At 54.9% G+C, this 19,972-nt stretch carries 9 protein-coding genes; 3 read left to right on the top strand and 6 right to left on the bottom strand.

What is annotated here, in order from left to right; translation table 11 throughout:
• Positions 1-156 precede the first annotated feature (156 nt).
• From DU481_RS00245 to treS, 6 genes are all read right to left on the bottom strand, one after another.
• Positions 157-2,373: a Tex family protein gene (locus tag DU481_RS00245; RefSeq protein ID WP_350131198.1), complete on the bottom strand. Its 2,217-nt coding sequence runs from the start codon at positions 2,371-2,373 to the stop codon at positions 157-159.
• Positions 2,374-2,586: 213 nt separating this feature from the next.
• Positions 2,587-6,552, bottom strand: a complete 3,966-nt coding sequence (locus DU481_RS00240; protein WP_350131196.1) for a translocation/assembly module TamB domain-containing protein — start codon at positions 6,550-6,552, stop codon at positions 2,587-2,589.
• Positions 6,440-8,170 (bottom strand): autotransporter assembly complex protein TamA, encoded by a 1,731-nt coding sequence (locus tag DU481_RS00235; RefSeq protein ID WP_350131194.1) that lies wholly within the window; start codon positions 8,168-8,170, stop codon positions 6,440-6,442. Before DU481_RS00235 ends, DU481_RS00240 begins: the two co-directional genes overlap by 113 nt.
• A 218-nt stretch (positions 8,171-8,388) precedes the next feature.
• Positions 8,389-13,527, bottom strand: a complete 5,139-nt coding sequence (locus tag DU481_RS00230; RefSeq protein ID WP_350131192.1) for a malto-oligosyltrehalose synthase — start codon at positions 13,525-13,527, stop codon at positions 8,389-8,391.
• Entirely contained in the window at positions 13,514-15,352 is a 1,839-nt protein-coding gene (gene treZ, locus DU481_RS00225; protein WP_350131190.1) for a malto-oligosyltrehalose trehalohydrolase, read from the bottom strand. The genes DU481_RS00230 and treZ overlap by 14 nt, the downstream gene beginning before the upstream one ends.
• A gap of 157 nt (positions 15,353-15,509) precedes the next feature.
• Positions 15,510-18,791, bottom strand: a complete 3,282-nt coding sequence (gene treS, locus DU481_RS00220; protein ID WP_350131188.1) for a maltose alpha-D-glucosyltransferase — start codon at positions 18,789-18,791, stop codon at positions 15,510-15,512.
• 481 nt (positions 18,792-19,272) lie between these two features.
• Between treS and DU481_RS00215 the strand changes: the two genes are divergently transcribed.
• From DU481_RS00215 to DU481_RS00205, 3 genes are all read left to right on the top strand, one after another.
• Positions 19,273-19,398: a hypothetical protein gene (locus tag DU481_RS00215; protein ID WP_350131186.1), complete on the top strand. Its 126-nt coding sequence runs from the start codon at positions 19,273-19,275 to the stop codon at positions 19,396-19,398.
• A gap of 154 nt (positions 19,399-19,552) precedes the next feature.
• Positions 19,553-19,795: a hypothetical protein gene (locus tag DU481_RS00210; RefSeq protein WP_350131184.1), complete on the top strand. Its 243-nt coding sequence runs from the start codon at positions 19,553-19,555 to the stop codon at positions 19,793-19,795.
• Positions 19,792-19,962, top strand: a complete 171-nt coding sequence (locus DU481_RS00205) for a hypothetical protein (RefSeq protein ID WP_350131182.1) — start codon at positions 19,792-19,794, stop codon at positions 19,960-19,962. Before DU481_RS00210 ends, DU481_RS00205 begins: the two co-directional genes overlap by 4 nt.
• Positions 19,963-19,972: the final 10 nt, after the last annotated feature.

The following is a 19,972-nucleotide window of genomic DNA, read 5'->3' as shown; positions in this document are numbered from 1 at the left end:
CATTGTGTCGCCTGCTTTTTTTGAAATGCCTACAAAAATATAGTTTCTGTCTCCTTGTGTTACTAAATGTAATTTTGAGTATAGGAAGAATACTACAAATACCTATTTTATGTTTTTTAAAATAGGTTTATTTCTAAAAGGAAGTTTTTGGGATATTCATCCCGTTTTATCACCCAATCGCATCGTCAACGCAATCCGTTTCCGTTTCTCATCCACCTCCAGTACTTTAACCGTAACCACCTGCCCTACCTTGACGACCGCATGCGGATCTTTGACGAATTTGTCCGCCAGCGCCGAGATATGTACCAAACCATCCTGATGCACGCCGATGTCGACAAACGCGCCGAACGCGGCGACATTGGTGATCACACCTTCAAGCACCATGCCGGGGTGCAAGTCCTTCATCGTCTCGATACCTTCCTTGAACGTGGCGGTTTTAAACGTGGAGCGTGGGTCGCGGCCGGGTTTTTCCAGTTCGTGCAGGATGTCTTTCACGGTCGGCAGACCGAATTGCGCGGTGACGTACTTTTCCGGAAGGATCGATTGTAACGCGGATGAATTACCGATCAATGCCGTGACATTGAGCTGGATGTCATTGAGAATGTGCTCGACCAATGGGTACGATTCCGGGTGCACGGCCGAGGCGTCGAGCGGGTTGGCGCCGTTCGGAATGCGCAGGAATCCGGCGGCTTGCTCGAAAGTTTTCCCGCCTAACCCCGGTACTTTCAGCAATTCGGCACGCTTGGCGAAGCGGCCTTTGCCGTCGCGGTAAACGACGATATTGTGCGCAATTTTGCTGCTCAGCCCGGCCACGTAGCGCAACAACGCGGGGGAGGCGGTGTTGACATCCACGCCGACGGCGTTGACGCTGTCTTCCACCACCGCGTCGAGCGATTGCGCCAGCTGGCCTTGATTGACATCATGCTGGTACTGGCCGACGCCGATCGATTTCGGGTCGATCTTGACCAATTCGGCCAGCGGGTCTTGCAGCCGCCGTGCAATCGACACCGCGCCGCGCAGCGACACATCCAGATCCGGCAATTCTTCCGACGCGAGTTCGGATGCGGAATACACCGACGCACCGGCTTCCGACACCATGATCGATGTCAGCTTGAGCTGCGGATAACGCTTGATCAGCTCCTTCGCCAATTGATCGGTTTCGCGCGACGCGGTGCCGTTGCCGATGGCGATCAGCGTGGCCTGGTGGCGTTCGGCCAGTTGTTTTAAGGTTTGCAGCGCGCCATCCCAATCGTTCTTCGGCGCATGCGGGTAAATCGTGGCGGTCGCGAGCACTTTGCCGGTGGCATCGACTACCGCCACCTTCACGCCAGTGCGCAAACCGGGATCCAACCCGATGGTCACACGTGCCCCGGCCGGAGGAGCCAACAGCAGCGCTTTGAGATTCTGCGCAAATACCCGGATCGCCTCGGTTTCCGCGTGTTCCTGCAAATTGCCCATCAATTCGGTTTCCAGGTGCGAGAAGATTTTTGTGCGCCAAGCGGCGCGCGCCGTGTCGATCAGCCAACCGTCCGCCGCACGGTTCTGGTCGCGGATGTTGAATTGCCGCGCGATCTGTTGTTCGCAGGGATTGAGCGTCAAGTTGCGGGCTTTTTCCTCCAATTCAGAATCGAGCAGCAGCTTGATCTTCAACACCCCCTCACGTTCCCCGCGCAGCAACGCCAGCGCGCGATGCGACGGGATTTTCGTGATGGCTTCACTGTAATCGTGGTAATCGGTGTATTTGGTATCGCCGTCCTTTTGGTCCTTGGCCACTTTCGCGGTCAGCACACCGTGCATGCGCAAATAATCGCGCAAGGTTTGCAACAGCGGCGCATGTTCGGCAAAGCGCTCGATCAAAATATGCTGCGCGCCTTCCAGCGCAGCCGCCGCATCGGCCACGCCGGGGTTATCGCCTTCTTCGGTGGTGAACGGCGCTTTCAGGTATTTCGCCGCCTCGGCCTGCGGATCGAGCCGCGGATCGTTCAGCAGACTATCCGCCAGCGGCTGCAAACCGGCCTCATGCGCAATCTGCGCCTTGGTGCGGCGCTTCTTGCGGTACGGCAGGTACAAATCCTCCAAATGCGCTTTGTCCGTCGCGTGCGTCAACGCATCGAGCAACGGCGACGTCATCTTGCCGAGTTTTTCAATCGCTGCGATGATCGCCGCACGCCGCTTCTCCAGCTCGCGCAAACTATGCAACCGCTCCGCCAGCAACCGCAATTGCGCATCGTCCAACCCGCCTGTTGCCTCCTTGCGGTAGCGTGCAATGAACGGCACCGTCGCGCCATCGTCGAGTAATTGCACAGTGGCTTGGATTTGCGAGAATTTAACCGCGAGTTCGGTGGCGAGGCGTTGTTCGATGGATGGCAGCATGGAGTGGTGTTTCGGTCGTTGAAGTGGGTAGGGATGGTAAACCAAGAGGCGGTAGGGTCGCAATATTTTACTATCGAGCCGGATTGTGCGATTTCGATCCCGCTTGCGTTACTTCATACCCCCTTATTCAATGATAATCCAATAGTTGTTGCGTTGAGCAACCGGGAGAAATCGCACTGCTACATCCCATCTATCGATGGGTATTCTGTGTTGTCAATCAAACTGAATCGTATAGAAAATATCTACCGCGCTGTCTTCACCCGCTTGGGTGACAACGGTCACTTTGGGCGTCAGATTGTAAGTCAATTTGGTGATACCCATCGTCGTGGCGGTTAGGCCGCGTTCGTAACTCAAGTACGCGCGCGATGAAATGCGTTTACCGATCACGCCGATTTGTCCGCTCAAAGAGCTGCCAACACCGGCTTGCTTGAACGTGATCTCGTCGACACCGAGCGCTTGGGTAATCCGATCGGTGAGACCGCTGCCGGATTGGCCGCCGAGTATCGAGCCGGCAGCTGACAGTAATACTGACGTATCGAGTCCGCTGGTGTCGGGTTTTCTACCCAGCACGATCCAGGACAGCTTTTCGGTATCGGGAACTTCCGGCGTCGACACCAGTTTCACGCGCGGATGGCGTACCGATCCGGCGATTTCGACACCTGCTTCGACTGCCAAACCCTCTCGCACCGCCAGCACATTCAGGTTCGGATCGTCGAGCGAGCCTTGGAAGCTGACGATGCCGCGCCTGACTTTCAAGTCCTGGCCGTATGCCTTGAATGCGGCGTCCTGGGCGGCGATGGCGCCGGTGAGCTTGAGCGGCTGATTGCCGCTGCTGCGGGCTTGCAGTTGTCCGGTCAGACGGCCTTCCAGGCCGGAAGCACGGATATAAAATTTCTCGCCTAAGTTCAGGTTCATGTCCAGATCCAGTGCCAGTTTTTGCGGCTGTTGCGCTGACGGGGTATTCACCAGCACGATATCGTCCGGTAACGCCGGGCGGTTTTCCGGCGGTTGCATGATTAATCCCGCGTCGGTTTGTAAGCCGCCGGTGACGCTGAGACGGTTGTTTTGTAAGTGGATGGCGCCTTGGCCGGAAGTGACGATCCAGTAATCGGTTTTGTGCGCAAGCGGCAACCGGTCTAGGGAGAAATCGAGCTGACCCGAGCTGCCGGTTAATCCGATCTTGCCGCTGACAGTCAACGAACCAGCCGTATCCTGTAGCGCTAGATCGCGGAACAGGCGGTTGTCCGGTGGTGCTGCATGGGGACTGGCAAAATGCAACCGGTCGATGTGCAAATCCGTTTGCTGAAAACGTGCGGCCAAAGTACCTTGCTGCAAGCGAATTCCTTGTTCCAGTAACGCCAGGCTTAAATTCGTGCCGGAAACCGTGCCGTGGATATCGGGTTGCTGCAAGGTGCCGTGGATACCGGCCTGGATCCGCAATTCACCATCGGCGCGTAGATTATTACCGGATGCGTTGAGCCATTTCAAGCTGGTGAGGGTGGCGTGAATATTACCCTGCAGCGGCGACTCCTTGGCAATGGACCACTGTGTTTTCTTTGGCAGCAGTAGCGCTACTTCCGCCTGAACGCTCCCCAGCGCTTCGCTGTTCAGCGCGAATTGTCCGGACAGGTTTCCATGCCGTGCGGTTGCTTGCAGTTGCAGTTGCTGCAATCCCAGCCGTTGTGGCACATCGCCGGGCAAAGTCCAGTCGCCGCGTTCGCGTTGAATGTGCAATTCGCCGGTCAGTTGCGCGGCGGCATCGAACTGCCAGCGGCCACCCAATTGCAGCGGAGCGTCTTTTGCGTGCGCCGGTGTGTCGGGCAACAACAGTGCAATGCCGGTGAAATCGCCGCGGGTTTTCCAGCTGCTGGGCGTCCAGTGCAGTTGCTCGATACGGACCGATCCGCTGGAAATCGACAGCGCCGCATCGCTCAGCGAAAACAAAGTAGTGCTGGCCGCGAGTGCCGCCGGTGCCAGCAGGCGAACCGGCATGTCCCCGGTGGCGGAAAGTTTGGTCAACTGACCCTGCCAGCGCAGCGGCAGCCCTGGTTTTGCAGAGCTCAAGCCGCCGCTTGCCGCCAATTGCACGGCGGTATCTTTATTGATATTGGCGTTGACCGCCAGATGGTGACCGGCGGTTTTACCATCAAGGATGGCGGATAACTGCCTGATCGTTGCTTGTTCGTGCGCGCGGTAAGTCTCCACGGCAAGGTTCAGCGCAATGCTGTCTTTTTGATGCCATCGTGCGTTGGCGGAAATACCCGAGAGTTGTTGTTTGCCGGGTAATTCCAGCTGTTTGCTGGTCAGTTTCCAATCGAGATCGGGTGATTGCATCGTGCCGCGGAAAATAAGCTGCGTCTGCAAGTCGCCGGATATACCCAAACCCAGTTGCGCCAATGCCGGGGCATTCACTGTCAGTTGGACATCGTGCTGTTCGCCGTCCATGCGGCCGTGCGCGAGCAAACGGTTTGAACCTGCCAGCAATTCGGCCTTACCACTGAAGCGGCTGGTACCGGTGAATGCGATCTCACCCGAACCGTTGACAGGCGATTTCCCCAGGCGGCTGTTGTGAATGGCATAGGTTAAAGTACCGCTAAGCGCCGGAAGCAATTGACCGGATGCCTGTAGGGTGGCGTTCAGGCTGGAATCGGCGGTCTGAATAAAATCCGCGCTGTTGAAGTTGATCAACGCTCCCGACACGTCAAACATTTGTTCTCCGGTCAGTTGCAGTTTGCCTTGACCGGTCAAACGCGAGCGGTTGCGTTGCAAATTGAATTGTTCGAGTATGAGTTCATCGGCATCACGGGTAATTCCGGCAGTCAAGCGCAGCGACTGGCCGCGCAGATCGGCGCGGGCGGATTGCTTTTCCGCATCGCCGGTGAGCTCGATCTTGCCCGAGATGGCGGCGCTTTGCAGACGAGTGTCCCATTGCTGCGGATCGATCCGTTCGACTTCCAAGTCCGCTGTGAGGGTGTGCTTGTTCCGATCCCAAGCCAACGGTCCGCGCACAACGCCACCCTTTCCGGATAACGCGCGAATCTCCGGCAGCGCCAGCAATTGTGAGGAGATCAGTGCGCGGGCATGGATGACCGACAGCGGTATGCCGCCTTGATCGAGCGGTGCGGGCGCATGATTTTCGATGTCGATATTACCTGTCAATTGTCCGGCCTCATTTTGCGTCAACTGTGCCGACACCGACAGCTTCGCTTGCGGCGCGTTTGCCGCAAAATCACCCGGATTCCACTGTTGCAGGATGGCGTGTAGTTGCGTAACCGGGTTTGCGGCAAACGGTTGTAACTGCGCTTGTAGTGTCATATTGGTTGCGGGCGGGCGGCTGGCGGATTGAATCGTGAGCTGCTTCAAATTGCCGGTGACGGTTGTGTCGATGCCGCCCCATGAACCGGCAGCGATGGCGCCAATACGCGCATTCAGTGTAAACGGCGCGTTGCCGTCAAGTTCCGCTTGCGATTCGACGGTTGCCCACGGTGTGGTGAAATTCAGTTGCTTGAGCTGATGATGCTTGGCGTCGCTTTCCAGTGCCAGCGCCAAATCGGTTATCACTGGCGTGGCAATTTCCTGGGATGCCGCATTGAGATGGATGGCATCGGCAGTCATGATTGCAATCGATAATCCGAACGGCAGCAGTAAGCTATCCGGCGGTTGCGGAGCGGAAGGCGCGGCGTCAACCGCGTGCTGATCGATGTGGATCGACGCCAGCGCCAGCCGCTGGATGCTGATCTGCCGGTAAAACAATTGCGCCGGATTCCAGCGCATGTGGAAATTCTGTAGCGTTAGCTCCAGCTCAGCGTTGCTGAAATGAATAGTTTCAATGTGCAGGTCTTGCAGCGTGCCGTGCACACCGGTCAACCGGATCATGCCGCCGCCCCAACGATTAGCAGCGGCGGCGGCTGATTGCAATCCGGATGCGCTGTACAGCAACCAGTAACCGGCGGCCGTCAGTGCCAGCAAAAACACTAGGCTGATCGCCAGCTTGCGATAGCGCTGCGCGGCTTTAGGGGGAGGCGGGTTTTTAGTGTGTTGATCGATCATGAACAGTTTTACTTTATCAAAAAGCGACAGCCATTGAAAAATGCACGCGCAGCGTGCCGGTTTCGTGGGCGCGCGCCAGATCGAGCGCCAGCGGACCCGCCGGACTGCGCCAGCGTACTCCCGCGCCATAGCCGAGAAACAGTCGTATGTCCTGCCAGCGATCGGCCGCGCTGCCAATATCGGTGAATGCTGCTGCGCCCCATTGCTGCGTCAGCCAGTGCGTATACTCGGCGGTGCCGGTCGCCATTACCCGGCCACCGACCACGGCGCTGCCTTCGTGCACGCCGATGCTTTTAAAATCATAACCACGCAGCGACTGGATACCACCGGCGCGAAACAGATATTCCTGCGGAATGCCGAAGCGCGACGAGGCCAATGTATAACCGGCCTCAGCTCGCAGGAAAAATGTATCGCGCGATCCCACCGGCCACCAGCTTTGATGACTGACATAAGTGCGGATAAAATCCTGATCCGATAGTAATTGCCTGATGCCGCCGCCGACGCGCACTTCGGTAATATCGCCGCGCCGGACATTGACGGGATCATCGACGATCAGCCGCCGCCAGCGCCAATCCAATACCAACGCTTGGTTGATTTGATCGTTCGCCCCATCGGGTTTTTTATGCTCACGCTGCCAATTCAAACCGAGCTGCATAACCGTCGTCGCGGTCTGGTAATTACGCGTCACGCCGATTTTTTGCACATCGGTTTTCAGACCTGCGATATCCGTCATCTGCAGGCTGGCGCTGAGCGAATGATTGATATTGTTTTGATCGGGCAGGGTGTCGATTCCTGCTAGAAACGTTTGCCGCTTTTGTTCGAGACGCAGCAGGCTGGTGAGATTCCAAGCTTGATCGAGAAAATTATGATGGCGGTAATTGATTTCGCCGCGCGCGCCATTGTTCGAGCTGTAACCGGCGCCGAAGGCAAAACGCTGCGCTTGCGCTTCCGTCAGCACGATCTGTACCGGCGCTGCTTGATGCAATGCGATGTCCGGCGAGATGCTGACCGATACAGTACTGAATTGTGGCGCTTTCTGCAGCAGGATTTGATATTGATGCAGCAAATCGCGCTGATACTCATCACCCGCTTTGAACGGTGCGAGCCGGGTGATCAGTGTTGCGTCGTAGCGTTGCAAGCCGGTGATCCGGATATCGCCGAAGTAGAACACCGGCCCGGAATCGACGGTAATCACCAGATCCGCGCGCGCCTTGCCGGGGTCGACGCTGGCCTGACTGGCGGTGATCGTTGCTGCGGCGAATGCCCGTTGTGTCAGGTCAGCGATCAACGCTGATTTTGCTTGCTCCCAGATGGCGGAGCGGAACGGTTGCCCGGCGCTGAGAGGCCAGGCGGCGCGCAGCTGTTCGATGCGCTTGCGGTGGTTTTCATCGCCATTGGCAATGTCACCGGAAAATTCAATCGTGACTAAACCAACGCGCGTTAACTCGCCGGGCTCGACCGTGATTTCAGCGCTCTTGGTTAAGGTTTGCGCGGATTGCTGCGCGATGGACACTACAGGATCGAAGTAACCTTCGGTCGCCAGAATGTCGCGGATTTCCTTTTGCACGCGGTGCAGAAAGAGTAATTCATCGTAGTCGCTGGCAAACGGTTCCTGGGGGAGTTGAATGTATTTTTGCAGCATTTCCTTGACCGGCGCTGGCGCCGATAACGTGACGATCGCCGGATTGCCGGATGCTTCCGGTGTTTCCTGGGCCATCGCCGGGAGGGGAAGAACGCTGGCTAGCATTAGCAGCGCAATCCAGTGCAATCGGTATTTCAGAAGAATAGTCAGCAATTGAGAATTAGAGCGATGAGTTTCCAGTGATGAGAAAATCTGCCGCTGTTTTACAAATGGATTTATGGTATTGAGATTGATAGCAGCCAAAGGGTTCCACCGCGCAAGCGGATGACTCAGCCATTTGCCTGATAGCCTGTAAATTGCCTGATTGCCGCAATCCGAACCGGTCACCGGAAGTCAATTCGCACTAACGCGACCGGAAATGACGTTAACGCGTGGGCCGCTGACAATGAGACCGTACCATTGATTTCAGTGATCGGTACGGTTTCGCCTGTTAACAGATTCGAACCGTGATTTTTTACTGCCGGGCCGGGCTGCATTATTTCGATCCAGGTCGCGTTACCCCATACCGCTTCACCCAATGGTAATTCTGTATTCGCGGCTGTGATCAACCGGGAAAACCAGCGTGGAGCGATAACGATCAACCCGATTTCTTCCGTTTGCCGCATGAAGGCGCATATGTGTTCCCTGTGTTCACCCGAGACGGACAGCGGCAGATAAGCGCCGTCCTGGAAGACGGTCGGCCATTGCTTGCGGATTTGCAGCAATTGCCAGGTTAAATACAATTTGGCCCGTCCATCAGCTAAGTGATCGAGTAATTGCCGTACCACAGAAGCTAGCTGGTTTTGTGGAACGGTGGTGGATTTCTTCATGTGTTCCAGCAATTGCAGCCGCTGCGTGAAATCGACTGGACGCCGGTTATCCGGGTCGACCAAATTCAATTCCCACAGCTCGTTGCCCTGATAAATATCGGGAACACCCGGAACCGACAGCTTGAGGAGAGTCTGGCTTAGAGAATTGAACATGCCGCAGCGCGCGATATGCCGGTTGAAATCAATGAAATCGGCGAGGAAAGCATTCGTTCCGGCGGGATTTGTGATTTTACGGATGAAACTCAGCAGTCCGTCTTCATAAACCGTATCGGGATTGAACCAGTTGGTATGTTGTTTGGCTTCGCGTGCGGCTTTGATCATGTACGTTTCAAGACGCGCCAGCAGCGCATCATATTCGTTCGCGACAAGCGTTGGCGGCCAGATGCCGAGCATTGTTTGATACAACAAATATTCATCGTTGGCGCTGGGTATTTCGTGATGTTCCACCACTCGTTTTTTATTCCGGTTGAGCCGCCGCCAGCGCCGCACCTGCTGGTTCCATTGTTCGGGAATTTCGGACAACACATTGATGCGCATGCGCACATCCTCGCTGCGCTTGCTGTCGTGGGTAGAAGTATTGAGCATGGCATGAGGCCAGTGCTCCAGGCGTTTAAGATTTTCCGCATGAAATGCTTTGACCGATGTGCCGAAATGCCGCGGATCGCTACCTACTTCATTAAGTGAAATCAACCGGTGATAAAGATAAAAAGCCGTGTCTTCGCAGCCTTTCGCCATCACCGGGCTGGAAACTTGCTGGAACTTCATGGCAAAAGCGGTAATCGCCGCATGATAGGATGCATCCGCATTCTTTGCCGCATCGAGCAGCAAGACATTGCTGATGAAATCGAAAATGCTGGTATCCTGGGTTTGCGCTCTTTTCTTCGCGATGGCGACCGCCCACTCCACGTAGCGCCGGTCCAGTTCCGCCACATGGCCATCGCGGATGTACGTGCGGTAAACTGGCAGATGGGCGATGACTTCAGTCAGGGCATGACGCAGATGATTGGTTGTGAAATCACGCGTGTGCGGGCGCATTTCGCAAATGTGGCTGAGCTGGCCGGCCAGAACGTTGAGCTCACTGGCCATTGCATGTTTCATGATTTGGTGTTTGCAACGATACACCAGTTCGTCAAAATCGGTTTGCGTTCGGGTAAAGGCGCGATAAGTCCGGCTGAGCATGGTTTGGGCTTCGGGATCAATGAACAATCCGTTGATCAGGCGGCAGAACTCATATCCGGTGGTGCCGTGAATGGACCAATCCTGCCGTAATGGCTCATGTTCCGCGAGAATCTTTTCCGCCACGATATAAACCGGCTGCTCGCCGGTTTGTGCCGGTGACCGGATGGCGGCACGGTCTTGCAGCCGCTGAAAATACTGCTGCGGATCGTACAAGCCATCCGGATGATCGATTCGCAAACCGTCGACTTTGCCTTCGGCGATCAATTCCAATACCAGTTGATGTGTCGCCTCGAATACATGACAGTCTTCCATGCGCAATGCAGCCAGATCGTTGATGTCGAAGAAGCGCCGGTAATTAATCTCGTCGGACGCGACGCGCCAATTGGCGACTCGCCACGATTGCGCTTCAAGCAATTCATGTAATAAATTGGATGACGCAGGATGATCCGGTGTACCGTTGTAATCGCCAATCGTATCCTGAATCATCTGCCGGACCGGTAATGATACATTCGCCAGCATCGCCAGGCGGCGTTTCAGCAATTCCTGGTCGCGATGCCGTTCGAGGATGGTATCGGGGGCCGTGATGCCGCCAGCGGGCAGATTGGCGAAGGCGGTAATTAAACTGGCGAGTTCTTGCAGATCGGGGTGATCCGGCCGTAATTGTCCTTCCAGTAATGGCAGGCGATGCCTGAGCAACCGGCAATATTCGCGCGGCGTGACCGGTAAGCGATGCTGGAAATACCATACACTGAAATTGCCGTTTGCTTCATCGAACAGGAGCGTCAATTGACCGCTTTCCAACGTATCGCCGTATGACTGGCCGAGAATAGGCAGCAGCACTTTATGGTGCAGTTCCGGTTTTAGCGGGTGCCAGTCGATGTCGAAAAATGGCGCATAGATTGAAGCAAGGCCGTTTTCCAGAACATCGAGCCACCATTGATTGTCTGCTCCCATGACGCCCATGTGATTGGGAACCAAATCCATGATCTGTCCCATGTCATGAGCATGCAATGTAGCGCATAAGGCATCGAATGCTTCTTTGTCGCCGATTTCGGGATTAAACAGGTGGTGATCGACGATGTCGTAACCGTGGCTGCTGCCGGGGCGTGCTTTAAGATAGGGAGAGCAATACACATGACTGATGCCCAGCTGTGCCAGATAGGGCACGATTTGCGCCGCTTGCGCGAAAGTGAATGCCTGGTTCAGTTGCAGACGGTAAGTTGCTAGCGGGATGCGCAAGTGCCGCTCCGGTTTGGGGTGGCTGCGGATGCGCGGCCGCTCGTGCCGCATTGCCGCGATGAACGTCTGTATTTTGCGATCGGCTATGTAAGTTTCGAAATTGGTAGGCAGTTTGCGGCGCCAGTTCGGGTGTTGCGTAGTCGTTGATGGAATATTGATTTGATCCAGTACTTCGAGGGTGTCTTCGATTTGTACCATCAGAATCTTGGCAGGGCTGCGCGCCAAGTAACTGTATACCGACTGGATGAATTCCGGAGATGCGGACGGCAGCGAGACCGGATTGACTGTCAAGCCATCTGGCAGCAATCCGGCTTGTTCCAACCGTAGCAATAAATAGGCGCGCTCCTGGGCGCGTCCGACCACCTGTTCCCGGCGCGCTTCTTCCGAACTGAATAGTTGCAGAGCGGTGCGCTGCATGATGTCGCGTCCTGCCCAATAACCCGGCAATGTCGGCAGATCGTGCGTGGTGACGGCAGTGAGGGCGTGCGCGGGATAATTTTCCGGCAGCACGAAGTTGCCGCCGGGTTCTTTTTCCAGAATCAGCAAACGATATGACAAGATACCTCGCAGCGGCAAGGCGGCGGTAACTTCTTCCGGCACGGTGCCGAGATCCTCGCCAATGACCAGGCACTGATTACGCTGACTTTCAAGCGCTAGAATGCCGAGCAGGTCATCGAACGGAAATTGAACATAGGCGCCTTCGGCGGCCGTGCATCCCGCGGGAATCCAATATTGACGCATGAGTCCCATGACGTGATCGATGCGCAACGCACCGGCATGGCGCATGTTGTGCCGTAGTACACGGATGAAAGCCGCATACGCTGTTTCGCGCAGACGATCGGGAAGAAACGGCGGCAATCCCCAATCCTGGCCGAGTTGATTGTTCAATTCCGGCGGTGCGCCGATACTGGCGCCGGATGCGTAAAGCGCTTGATTGGCCCAGGATTCCGCGCCGCCGCCATCCACCGAAACCGCCAGATCCAAATACAGACCGATGCCAAGCCCCAGTTCCAGCGATCTCATGCCAACCGCTGCAAGTTGCAGATCCGCTTGCCACTGCAAGTAGGAAAAAAATTCGAGGCGGCCGCGGTGATTTTCCGCGAATTGCCGTACCTCGGATGATTGCGGATTGCGATAAGGTTCCGGCCAAACTGGCCAGCCCCAAATGGCTGGGTCCCGCCGGTGAAAAAATTCCTGCAGTGCCTCGAACAGCGCATGCTGATGCAAGTCATCGCCCTCGCGGCGCTGAAATGCGCGAAATGCTTCGGCGCGGCTGCTGTCCGGTTGCAGATGATGTGCGCAGAAATGCTCAAACAGCATTTCCAGCAACGGCAGTTTGAGCGTGGCTACTCCGGCATAATCCACCAGTTCGGATGACCGCAGTCCCTCCAGACGGGTTTGAAATTGGGGAGTTCTCAGGATCGCGCGAGCTTCTTCGCATTCGTGAAAATCGGTGACTGCTTCGACGTCCAGATAAAGAATGTTGAGAAACAAACGGCTCGACGGGCTATAAGGACTCGCATGTTCCGGGTTATACGGGAACATGGCGTGTACCGGATTAATGCCGATGATGTCGGCATCCTGTGCCGACCAGTGTTCCAGAATTAAGCGTAAATCGGTAAAGTCACCGATACCCCAATGTCGTTCCGAACGCAACGCATATAGCTGTACGGCCAATCCCCAGACGCGGTTTTCATTGCTGATGGCCTGCGGTTGATAGCAAGTGGCGGGGACGATGATAAGCGATTGCTGCGCGCAAGGTTCTGCCGCATGGAAGAGCTCCAGGCGATGATAACCGCATGGCAGTTGCGGCGGTAAATCCAGCCGCCACCGGGTGTGGCGGTTTTTTGCGATTCTTTTGGCGGCGAGCTTGGGTAATGCCGCAGGGTCGAATTGCCCTTGCAATATTTCATGATTTTCAAGATGCAGGCGCCATGTCCAGATTCCGGTTGCCAGATCGTCCGGCAAGGTGACGGACACCCAAGCCGGGTGTTCTTGCGTGATCACCGTAACAGGCTTCAAGATACGTTGCCATGGCTGCAATTCGTGCGCTTTAATGGCGGATGCGATGCGTTGCGGGGTGGATACATCGAATCCCATCGCCGTTAGCAGCTTGCGCTGCGTTTCCGGCCGGGTGATATGCGGCTGTTGCCAATTGTCGGAATAGACTGGCAGGATACCGGCCAGGCTGCTGAGACGCGCTAATAACGCTAATTCATCGTTATCTTGATTCATGGGAATCTTTCAGATACAGGGCAGCGGAAAATGCAGGCAGCATTCCGGGCGCTGGGTTGGATTGTCCGGATTGATCGTGGCTCGAAAAAAGCAGCCGCCCTGATGGAGGGTGGGAAATTTTGACGGGAACATCGCCGAGATTGACAGTAATGGTGAGCTTTCCGTGACCGGTGAGCTGCCAGGCGGCTTGCAAAGCATGTGATGTCAGAATTTCAAAACTGCTGCCGGTGATATCGGGTAAGAGTGGCACGATTGTTTGCAAACGCAAAGCCAGTAACGTCCGGTAGAGCATCAGCCATGCGCGGTGCGGCGGATCGTTTTGCGTTTGCCAGTTTAGTTTTGCCAGTAAAAATGTGCTTGCGTCACAAGGATCGGGAATTTCTTGCAGCCTATGTGGATCGTGAAAACCTGAAAATTGCGCGAATTCCCTGCGTCTGCCGGTCGTGACAGCTTGAGCGAGTTCGCCGGTGAAGCCGCAAAAGAAAGGAAACGGCTCGCGCGCGCCCCATTCTTCCCCCATGAACAGCAGCGGTACCGATGGCGACAGCAGCAGCAAAATCACAGCGGCACGCAATGCTTCGGGCGGGACCTGTGTTGCCAGACGCTCGCCAAACGCGCGGTTGCCGATCTGATCGTGGTTTTGCAGAAACCAGACGAAAGCTGATGCGGGCAGGTGTGCGCTGGGTTCGCCGCGCGGTGCGCCATGACGATAAATGGAGATTTCGCCTTGATAAGCAAAACCTTCGGTTAAGCAACGGCCCAAATGTAGAATGGGATTGTCGGCATAATCCGCGTAATAACCGTCACGCTCGCCGGTCAACAGCACATGACAAGCATGGTGCGCATCGTCGTTCCATTGCGCAGTGAATCCGGTGCATTCGCCTGACCGGTTGCGTTGCAGGTAATGCGCCGCATTGTGGTCGTTTTCCAGGATGAGGTGAATGTGGCGGTTTGCGCCGAGCGTTGTATGGACTTGCTGCGCCAGTTCTTCCAAGAAGTCCGGTTGACTATCGTCCATGATGGCATGCACGGCATCCACCCGTAATCCGTCGAAATGGTATTCTTCCAGCCAATAAAGCGCGTTGTGGATAAAGAAATCGCGGACGATGCGGGAATATTCGCCGTCGAAATTAATCGCTTGACCCCAAGGCGTCTGATGGCGATCGGTAAAAAACTGCGGCGCGTAACAGTGCAGGTAATTGCCTTCCGGTCCGAAATGGTTGTACACGACATCGAGCAGTACCATCAATCCGTGGCGGTGCGCGCTTTGCACCAATCGTTTCAAATCGCCCGGAGTGCCGTAAGTGTTGTCCGGCGCAAACAGTAAAACGCCGTCATAGCCCCAATTGCAACGGCCTGGAAAACCGGCAACTGGCATCAATTCAATGCCGGTAACACCGAGATCGGCGAGGTACCCAAGTTTTTGCTCAATTGCGGAGAAAGTGCCTTGCGGCGTGAAAGCGCCGGTATGAATCTCGTAGATAACCGCTTCTTCCCAGGGGCGGCCGTGCCATTCGCCGTCACACCAGTCAAACGCCGCAGGATCGATTAACTGACTGGCGGCGTGCACATCATCGGGATTGTAGCGGGATGCCGGATCGGGAACCCGCATGTCATCGTCGATCTGAAAAGAATACCGGCTATCCGCCAGAACCGGCTGGCAAGTCTGTTCATACCAGCCGCCGCCAATTGCCTGCATGGGGCGCGGCCTATCGTTATCGATCAGCAGTTCAACGCGCCGGGCGGTTGGTGCCCAGAAATTAAAGCGCACGGCATCCTCGGTCATGAATTCGGCGCCAAACGGCATGCGGTGTTGTCTTTTCATATAAGTGCGGACCGGATCCCGGTCACGTTCATTGTTTATCGGCGGCCTGTATGCTGGCTGATTTCGTGTTGGCCGGTTTGTTTTGGATTGGTGCTGAACCGGGGTGGTGATGTTGCATTTACCGGTCTGTTCGAGTAGTGGATTCGGTCGATTCGACTTATCCATCGCCTATAGAAAATAGTGCGGTTTGCTCAATCAAGTCAAGCAGAATCAGCGCAGAAGCTTCCATTAGCGTTGCTTCATCATTGTCCATATCATTGATTTCAGAAAATAATTTTTCCATTAAAAAAAGTTGAAGCAAATGCCCGGTCAACTCCGGTTCACCGGGATGTGTACAGCAACCGGCGATTGCACTGCAATATCCGCCAAGGAAAGCTTCCGCGGAAACCGTCAGCCACAACCGCACGCTGGCTGCAAATAATTCGCCGTGCCCGGCGTATTCGGCCAAATGCCGCTGTTGCGCTTGTGATGCGGCCAAGCAAAGCGAAAAGCACAAGCTCGCGGCATCGGCTATTGGCAGCTTTTTCGCGCGCCGTGCTGCCAATGGCAGACCGGGATCGCCTTCGAAATCGGTAATGACAAAGTCGTTATGCGCCATCAATATTTGATCGAGATGGAAATTGCCGTGGATGCGGCTGACAACCAACCGGCGGGAACGGGATTGCAGCGCTGCAAGGTGCCCGGCTATTCTGCCGCAGACGTCACGTAGCCGTTGAACGGTATCCGGTGCAAGCGGATGAGAACCCGTCTCAAGAATCGTGCGCAATGGTTGCAGTTGCGCTAAGAATTCACTGAATGGCACGGCTTCCGGATCGAACGCGGAATCTCCGGTAGTTTTGGCAAGCGCGGAATGCAAACCGGCCGTGCACGTGCCAAGCGAGGTCATTTGCGATTGATAACCGGCGTGTAGCGACGGCTCGCATGCTTGATCCGGTTCATTGATGCAGGACTTGAGGCAGCGATCCAGATATTCCTGAGTGTAATCCCACATCGTGCCCTGGTTAGGAATATAGCGGTGCAGCACCGCAATGGCTGTTGTGCTGTCTCCACTTTGATATTCCAGGCTGCCGGCAAAGGGCGCAACATTTTCGCACGGCGATACTTCGGTCAGGAAGCGTCCGATTTCGAGTTCCGGATTAATCCCTGCCTGTATCCGGCGGTAAATTTTCAGAATAAGGCTCTCGCCGTAGACGATGACAGTATTGCTTTGTTTTACCGCTGGCCGGTTGATTGCGAGCGCTTCCGGCAGTTCCGCGAGTGCGGAGATATTGGCGAAAACCATCTCGCCGGATGCGAATGGCAGGCGCGTTGCCGCATGAATGCCATCAAGCAGGAATTGGCAGAATGCATCTTCTCCGATGGCATCGTAGAGAATGCCTTCGCGCGCGCGCTGCCTGACTTTGGCTAACATCCAGGGCGATAAGGCATGGTATTGCTGGTCGACGGTCTCACCCAGCAGCAATCCGAGCGGCAGGAAAAAGGTTTGCGCGATATCTGTATCAAAATGAATATTAATCAATAAGGGCAGCCAGCTTCTACCGTCAGCCGTTTTCCAGGAATGATGCAAATCGAGATTCAATTGATCGATCCGGTGTCCGGCACCCGTGTACCAACGCTGAGACGCAAGGAATTGAGGCAGAATTACTTTTTCCAATTGCTGCCGGGTTTTGCTTTCGAGCACGCTGCTGACCTCTCCGGCGGGTTTGGTGATGAACGCCGCCAATAAGCTTTCAGGCAAGACCAACACCGGCATTTCTTCGCGCGGCAGCTTATCGATGTGCCAGACAGGCGCTGCAACATCAGCCGCCAGCCGGAACCAGTAAAAACCGTAACCCGGTAAACTCAGCAAGTAAGGTAATTCGCCAATCGCTGGAAAAGCGGTGCGTCCGAGCAATTCCACCGGCACGCGGCCTTTGTAGGCGGCAAGTTCGAGTTCCACCGGCTGGGCGTTGTTCGCCAGATTAGCGACACAAAAAATGCACTCATCCTGATACTCACGCAAATAGGCGAGTATCTTGCGATTGCCGGGGTGCAGGAATGTCATCGAGCCCCGTCCAAACGCTTTATGGCCTGTACGCGTCACGATCAGCCGCCGCATCCAGTTGAGCAGTGAATTGGCGCTGCGGCACTGCGCTTCGACGTTAATCGCTTCATAGCCGTACAGTGGATCCATGATAGGCGGTAAATAAAGCCGCTGCGGATCGGCCCGGGAGAATCCGGCATTCCTGTCGGGACTCCACTGCATCGGTGTGCGCACCCCGTTGCGGTCGCCGAGATAAATGTTATCCCCCATGCCGATTTCGTCGCCGTAATAAATAATGGGGGAGCCCGGCATGGAAAGCAGCAAGCTGCATAGCAGCTCGATTTTGCTGCGGCTGCCGTCCATCAATGGCGCCAGCCTGCGGCGTATGCCCAGATTGATGCGTGCGCGCGGATCGGTTGCGTAAGTGTCATACATATAATCACGTTCACGGTCAGTAACCATTTCCAGGGTTAATTCATCGTGATTGCGCAAAAATACCGCCCATTGGCAATTTTCCGGAATCTCGGGAGTCTGGTCTAAAATTTCAGTGATCGGATGGCGATCTTCTTGCGCTACTGCCATGAAAATTCTCGGCATCAGCGGAAAATGAAAAGCCATGTGGCATTCATCGCCGTCACCGAAATATTCACGCACATCTTCCGGCCATTGATTGGCTTCCGCGAGGAAAACGCGGTCTTGGTAGCGATTATCCAAGTCGGCGCGCAGCTGCTTGATGACAGCATGGGTTTCCGCAAGGTTTTCATTGTCCGTGCCTTCACGCTCACACAGGTAAGGAATGGCATCCAGACGCACGCCATCGACACCCATGTCGAACCAGAAACGCATGGCGTGCAGTACAGCATCGATAACATGCGGATTGTCAAAATTCAGATCCGGCTGGTGCGCAAAGAAGCGGTGCCAGTAATAAGCTTTTGCTTCTTCATCCCAAGCCCAGTTGGATTTCTCGGAATCGGTAAAAATGATGCGGGTATTCTCGTAGCGCTTTACCGTATCGCTCCACACATAAAATTCCCGTTCAACCGATCCCGGCGGCGCTTTACGCGCGGCTTGAAACCACGGGTGCTGATTCGAAGTGTGGTTTATCACCAGTTCGGTAATTATCCGCAGATGGCGTTTATGCGCTTCTTCCAGAAAATACTTGAAATCATCCAGAGTACCGTAATCGGGGTGGATATCGTGATAATTGGAAATGTCGTAACCGTCGTCGCGCAAGGGAGAGGGATAAAATGGCAATAACCAAAGCGCATTGATACCCAGATCTTTCAGGTAATCCAACTTGGAAGTCAAACCGGGAAAATCGCCGATACCATCGCCGTTACTATCGCAATAGGCGCGCACATGCAATTGATAAATAATGGCGTCCTTGTACCATAACGGATCGTCTGTGTTATCCATAATTTCCTCAGAGAAGTTTCAGCTTGCCGGGTGGCGGTGTTAATGCCGGTGCCGTGCAACCCGCCACCGATCAATCGCAAGGTAGCCCAATGGTCAAGTTGATGGCTTAGTCCCGTAACATCATGTTTATTGGTTTTTTATTAGAGAGGCCGGAAAATGCAGAGAATCTTTGAAATTACCGGCTTATTACTAATGCGAGTGATACAAAGTTGAATTGGTTCAATCCGGAATAGTAGAAGAGTAGAAAAGCGCTGGAAAAACAGTGCTCAAAAAACTGTCATTCAAGTCCAGTGCAAGGCGGTCTAGGGTTGTGCTCCGCTCAATGAATTCCAAGATAGGAAGGTGAGCCGTGTGGTGGCGGGATCGCAATGGATTACGTCTTATAAGTCGGCATCGTGCATTGGGCGCAGATATTTTGTGGTCATGATAATATCGCCGGTATGAATGCAATCCGTTGATAAAGCTGGTAGGAGCTTGTGGCGTGAGTGATACATACAAGAAAAAGATTATCCTCATCGCCGGACCGAATGGTGCTGGGAAAACTACTTTTGCTGAGGAATTTCTGCCGAAAGAGGCTGCAGTCCGGCTTTTATCAACGCTGATCTGATAGCGGCTGGATTGGCTCCCTTCAGGCCGGAAACGGCAGCTTTCCGGGCAGGTAGATTGATGCTGGAAGAAATTTTCAACCACGCCCGGTGCGGTGAGAATTTTACCCTTGAGACAACGTTGAGTGGCAGGATGTACGCCGGATTGATTCCAGGTTGGCAAGCCAATGGTTATGCCGTCAAGTTCTTCAATTAGTTTCCCCGGAGCTGGCAATCGCCCGAGTTCGGCAACGGGTTCGCGAAGGCGGTCACAACATTCCGGAACCGATGATCCGGCGGCGTTTCACGGCAGGGTTGCGGAATTTCTCCAATCTTTACAAGCCCATCGTGGACGAATGGGCGCTTCATGACAACTCCGGCAGTGAACCAAAACTGATCGATGAGGGAGTGAAAACATGAGTGATCAGACTGTAAACTCAAACAAGAAGCAAAAACAACGCGACCCAGACTTAGCTGCGGCCGAGATTGCTATGAAGCGCGTTGCTGAAAGAGCGCGTGAACGGGCCAAACGTATTGGGGCGGGTGTTATGGTTCTGAAAGATGATCGGATTGTGGAGGAGAAGTAGAATATGTGCG

The organism is Nitrosomonas sp. (assembly GCF_040240425.1).
Lineage (GTDB): Bacteria > Pseudomonadota > Gammaproteobacteria > Burkholderiales > Nitrosomonadaceae > Nitrosomonas.
This window is presented reverse-complemented; position numbering and strand designations above follow the sequence as displayed.

Coding starts and splice junctions, on each gene's coding strand:
- DU481_RS00235 (WP_350131194.1), bottom strand. CDS start 8,170: ATGCTAGCCAGCGTTCTTCCCCTCCCGGCGATGGCCCAGGAAACACCG.
- DU481_RS00240 (WP_350131196.1), bottom strand. CDS start 6,552: ATGGCGCGGGAGTACGCTGGCGCAGTCCGGCGGGTCCGCTGGCGCTCG.
- DU481_RS00230 (WP_350131192.1), bottom strand. CDS start 13,527: ATGAATCAAGATAACGATGAATTAGCGTTATTAGCGCGTCTCAGCAGC.
- DU481_RS00245 (WP_350131198.1), bottom strand. CDS start 2,373: ATGCTGCCATCCATCGAACAACGCCTCGCCACCGAACTCGCGGTTAAA.
- treZ (WP_350131190.1), bottom strand. CDS start 15,352: ATGAAAAGACAACACCGCATGCCGTTTGGCGCCGAATTCATGACCGAG.
- DU481_RS00205 (WP_350131182.1), top strand. CDS start 19,792: ATGAGTGATCAGACTGTAAACTCAAACAAGAAGCAAAAACAACGCGAC.
- treS (WP_350131188.1), bottom strand. CDS start 18,791: ATGGATAACACAGACGATCCGTTATGGTACAAGGACGCCATTATTTAT.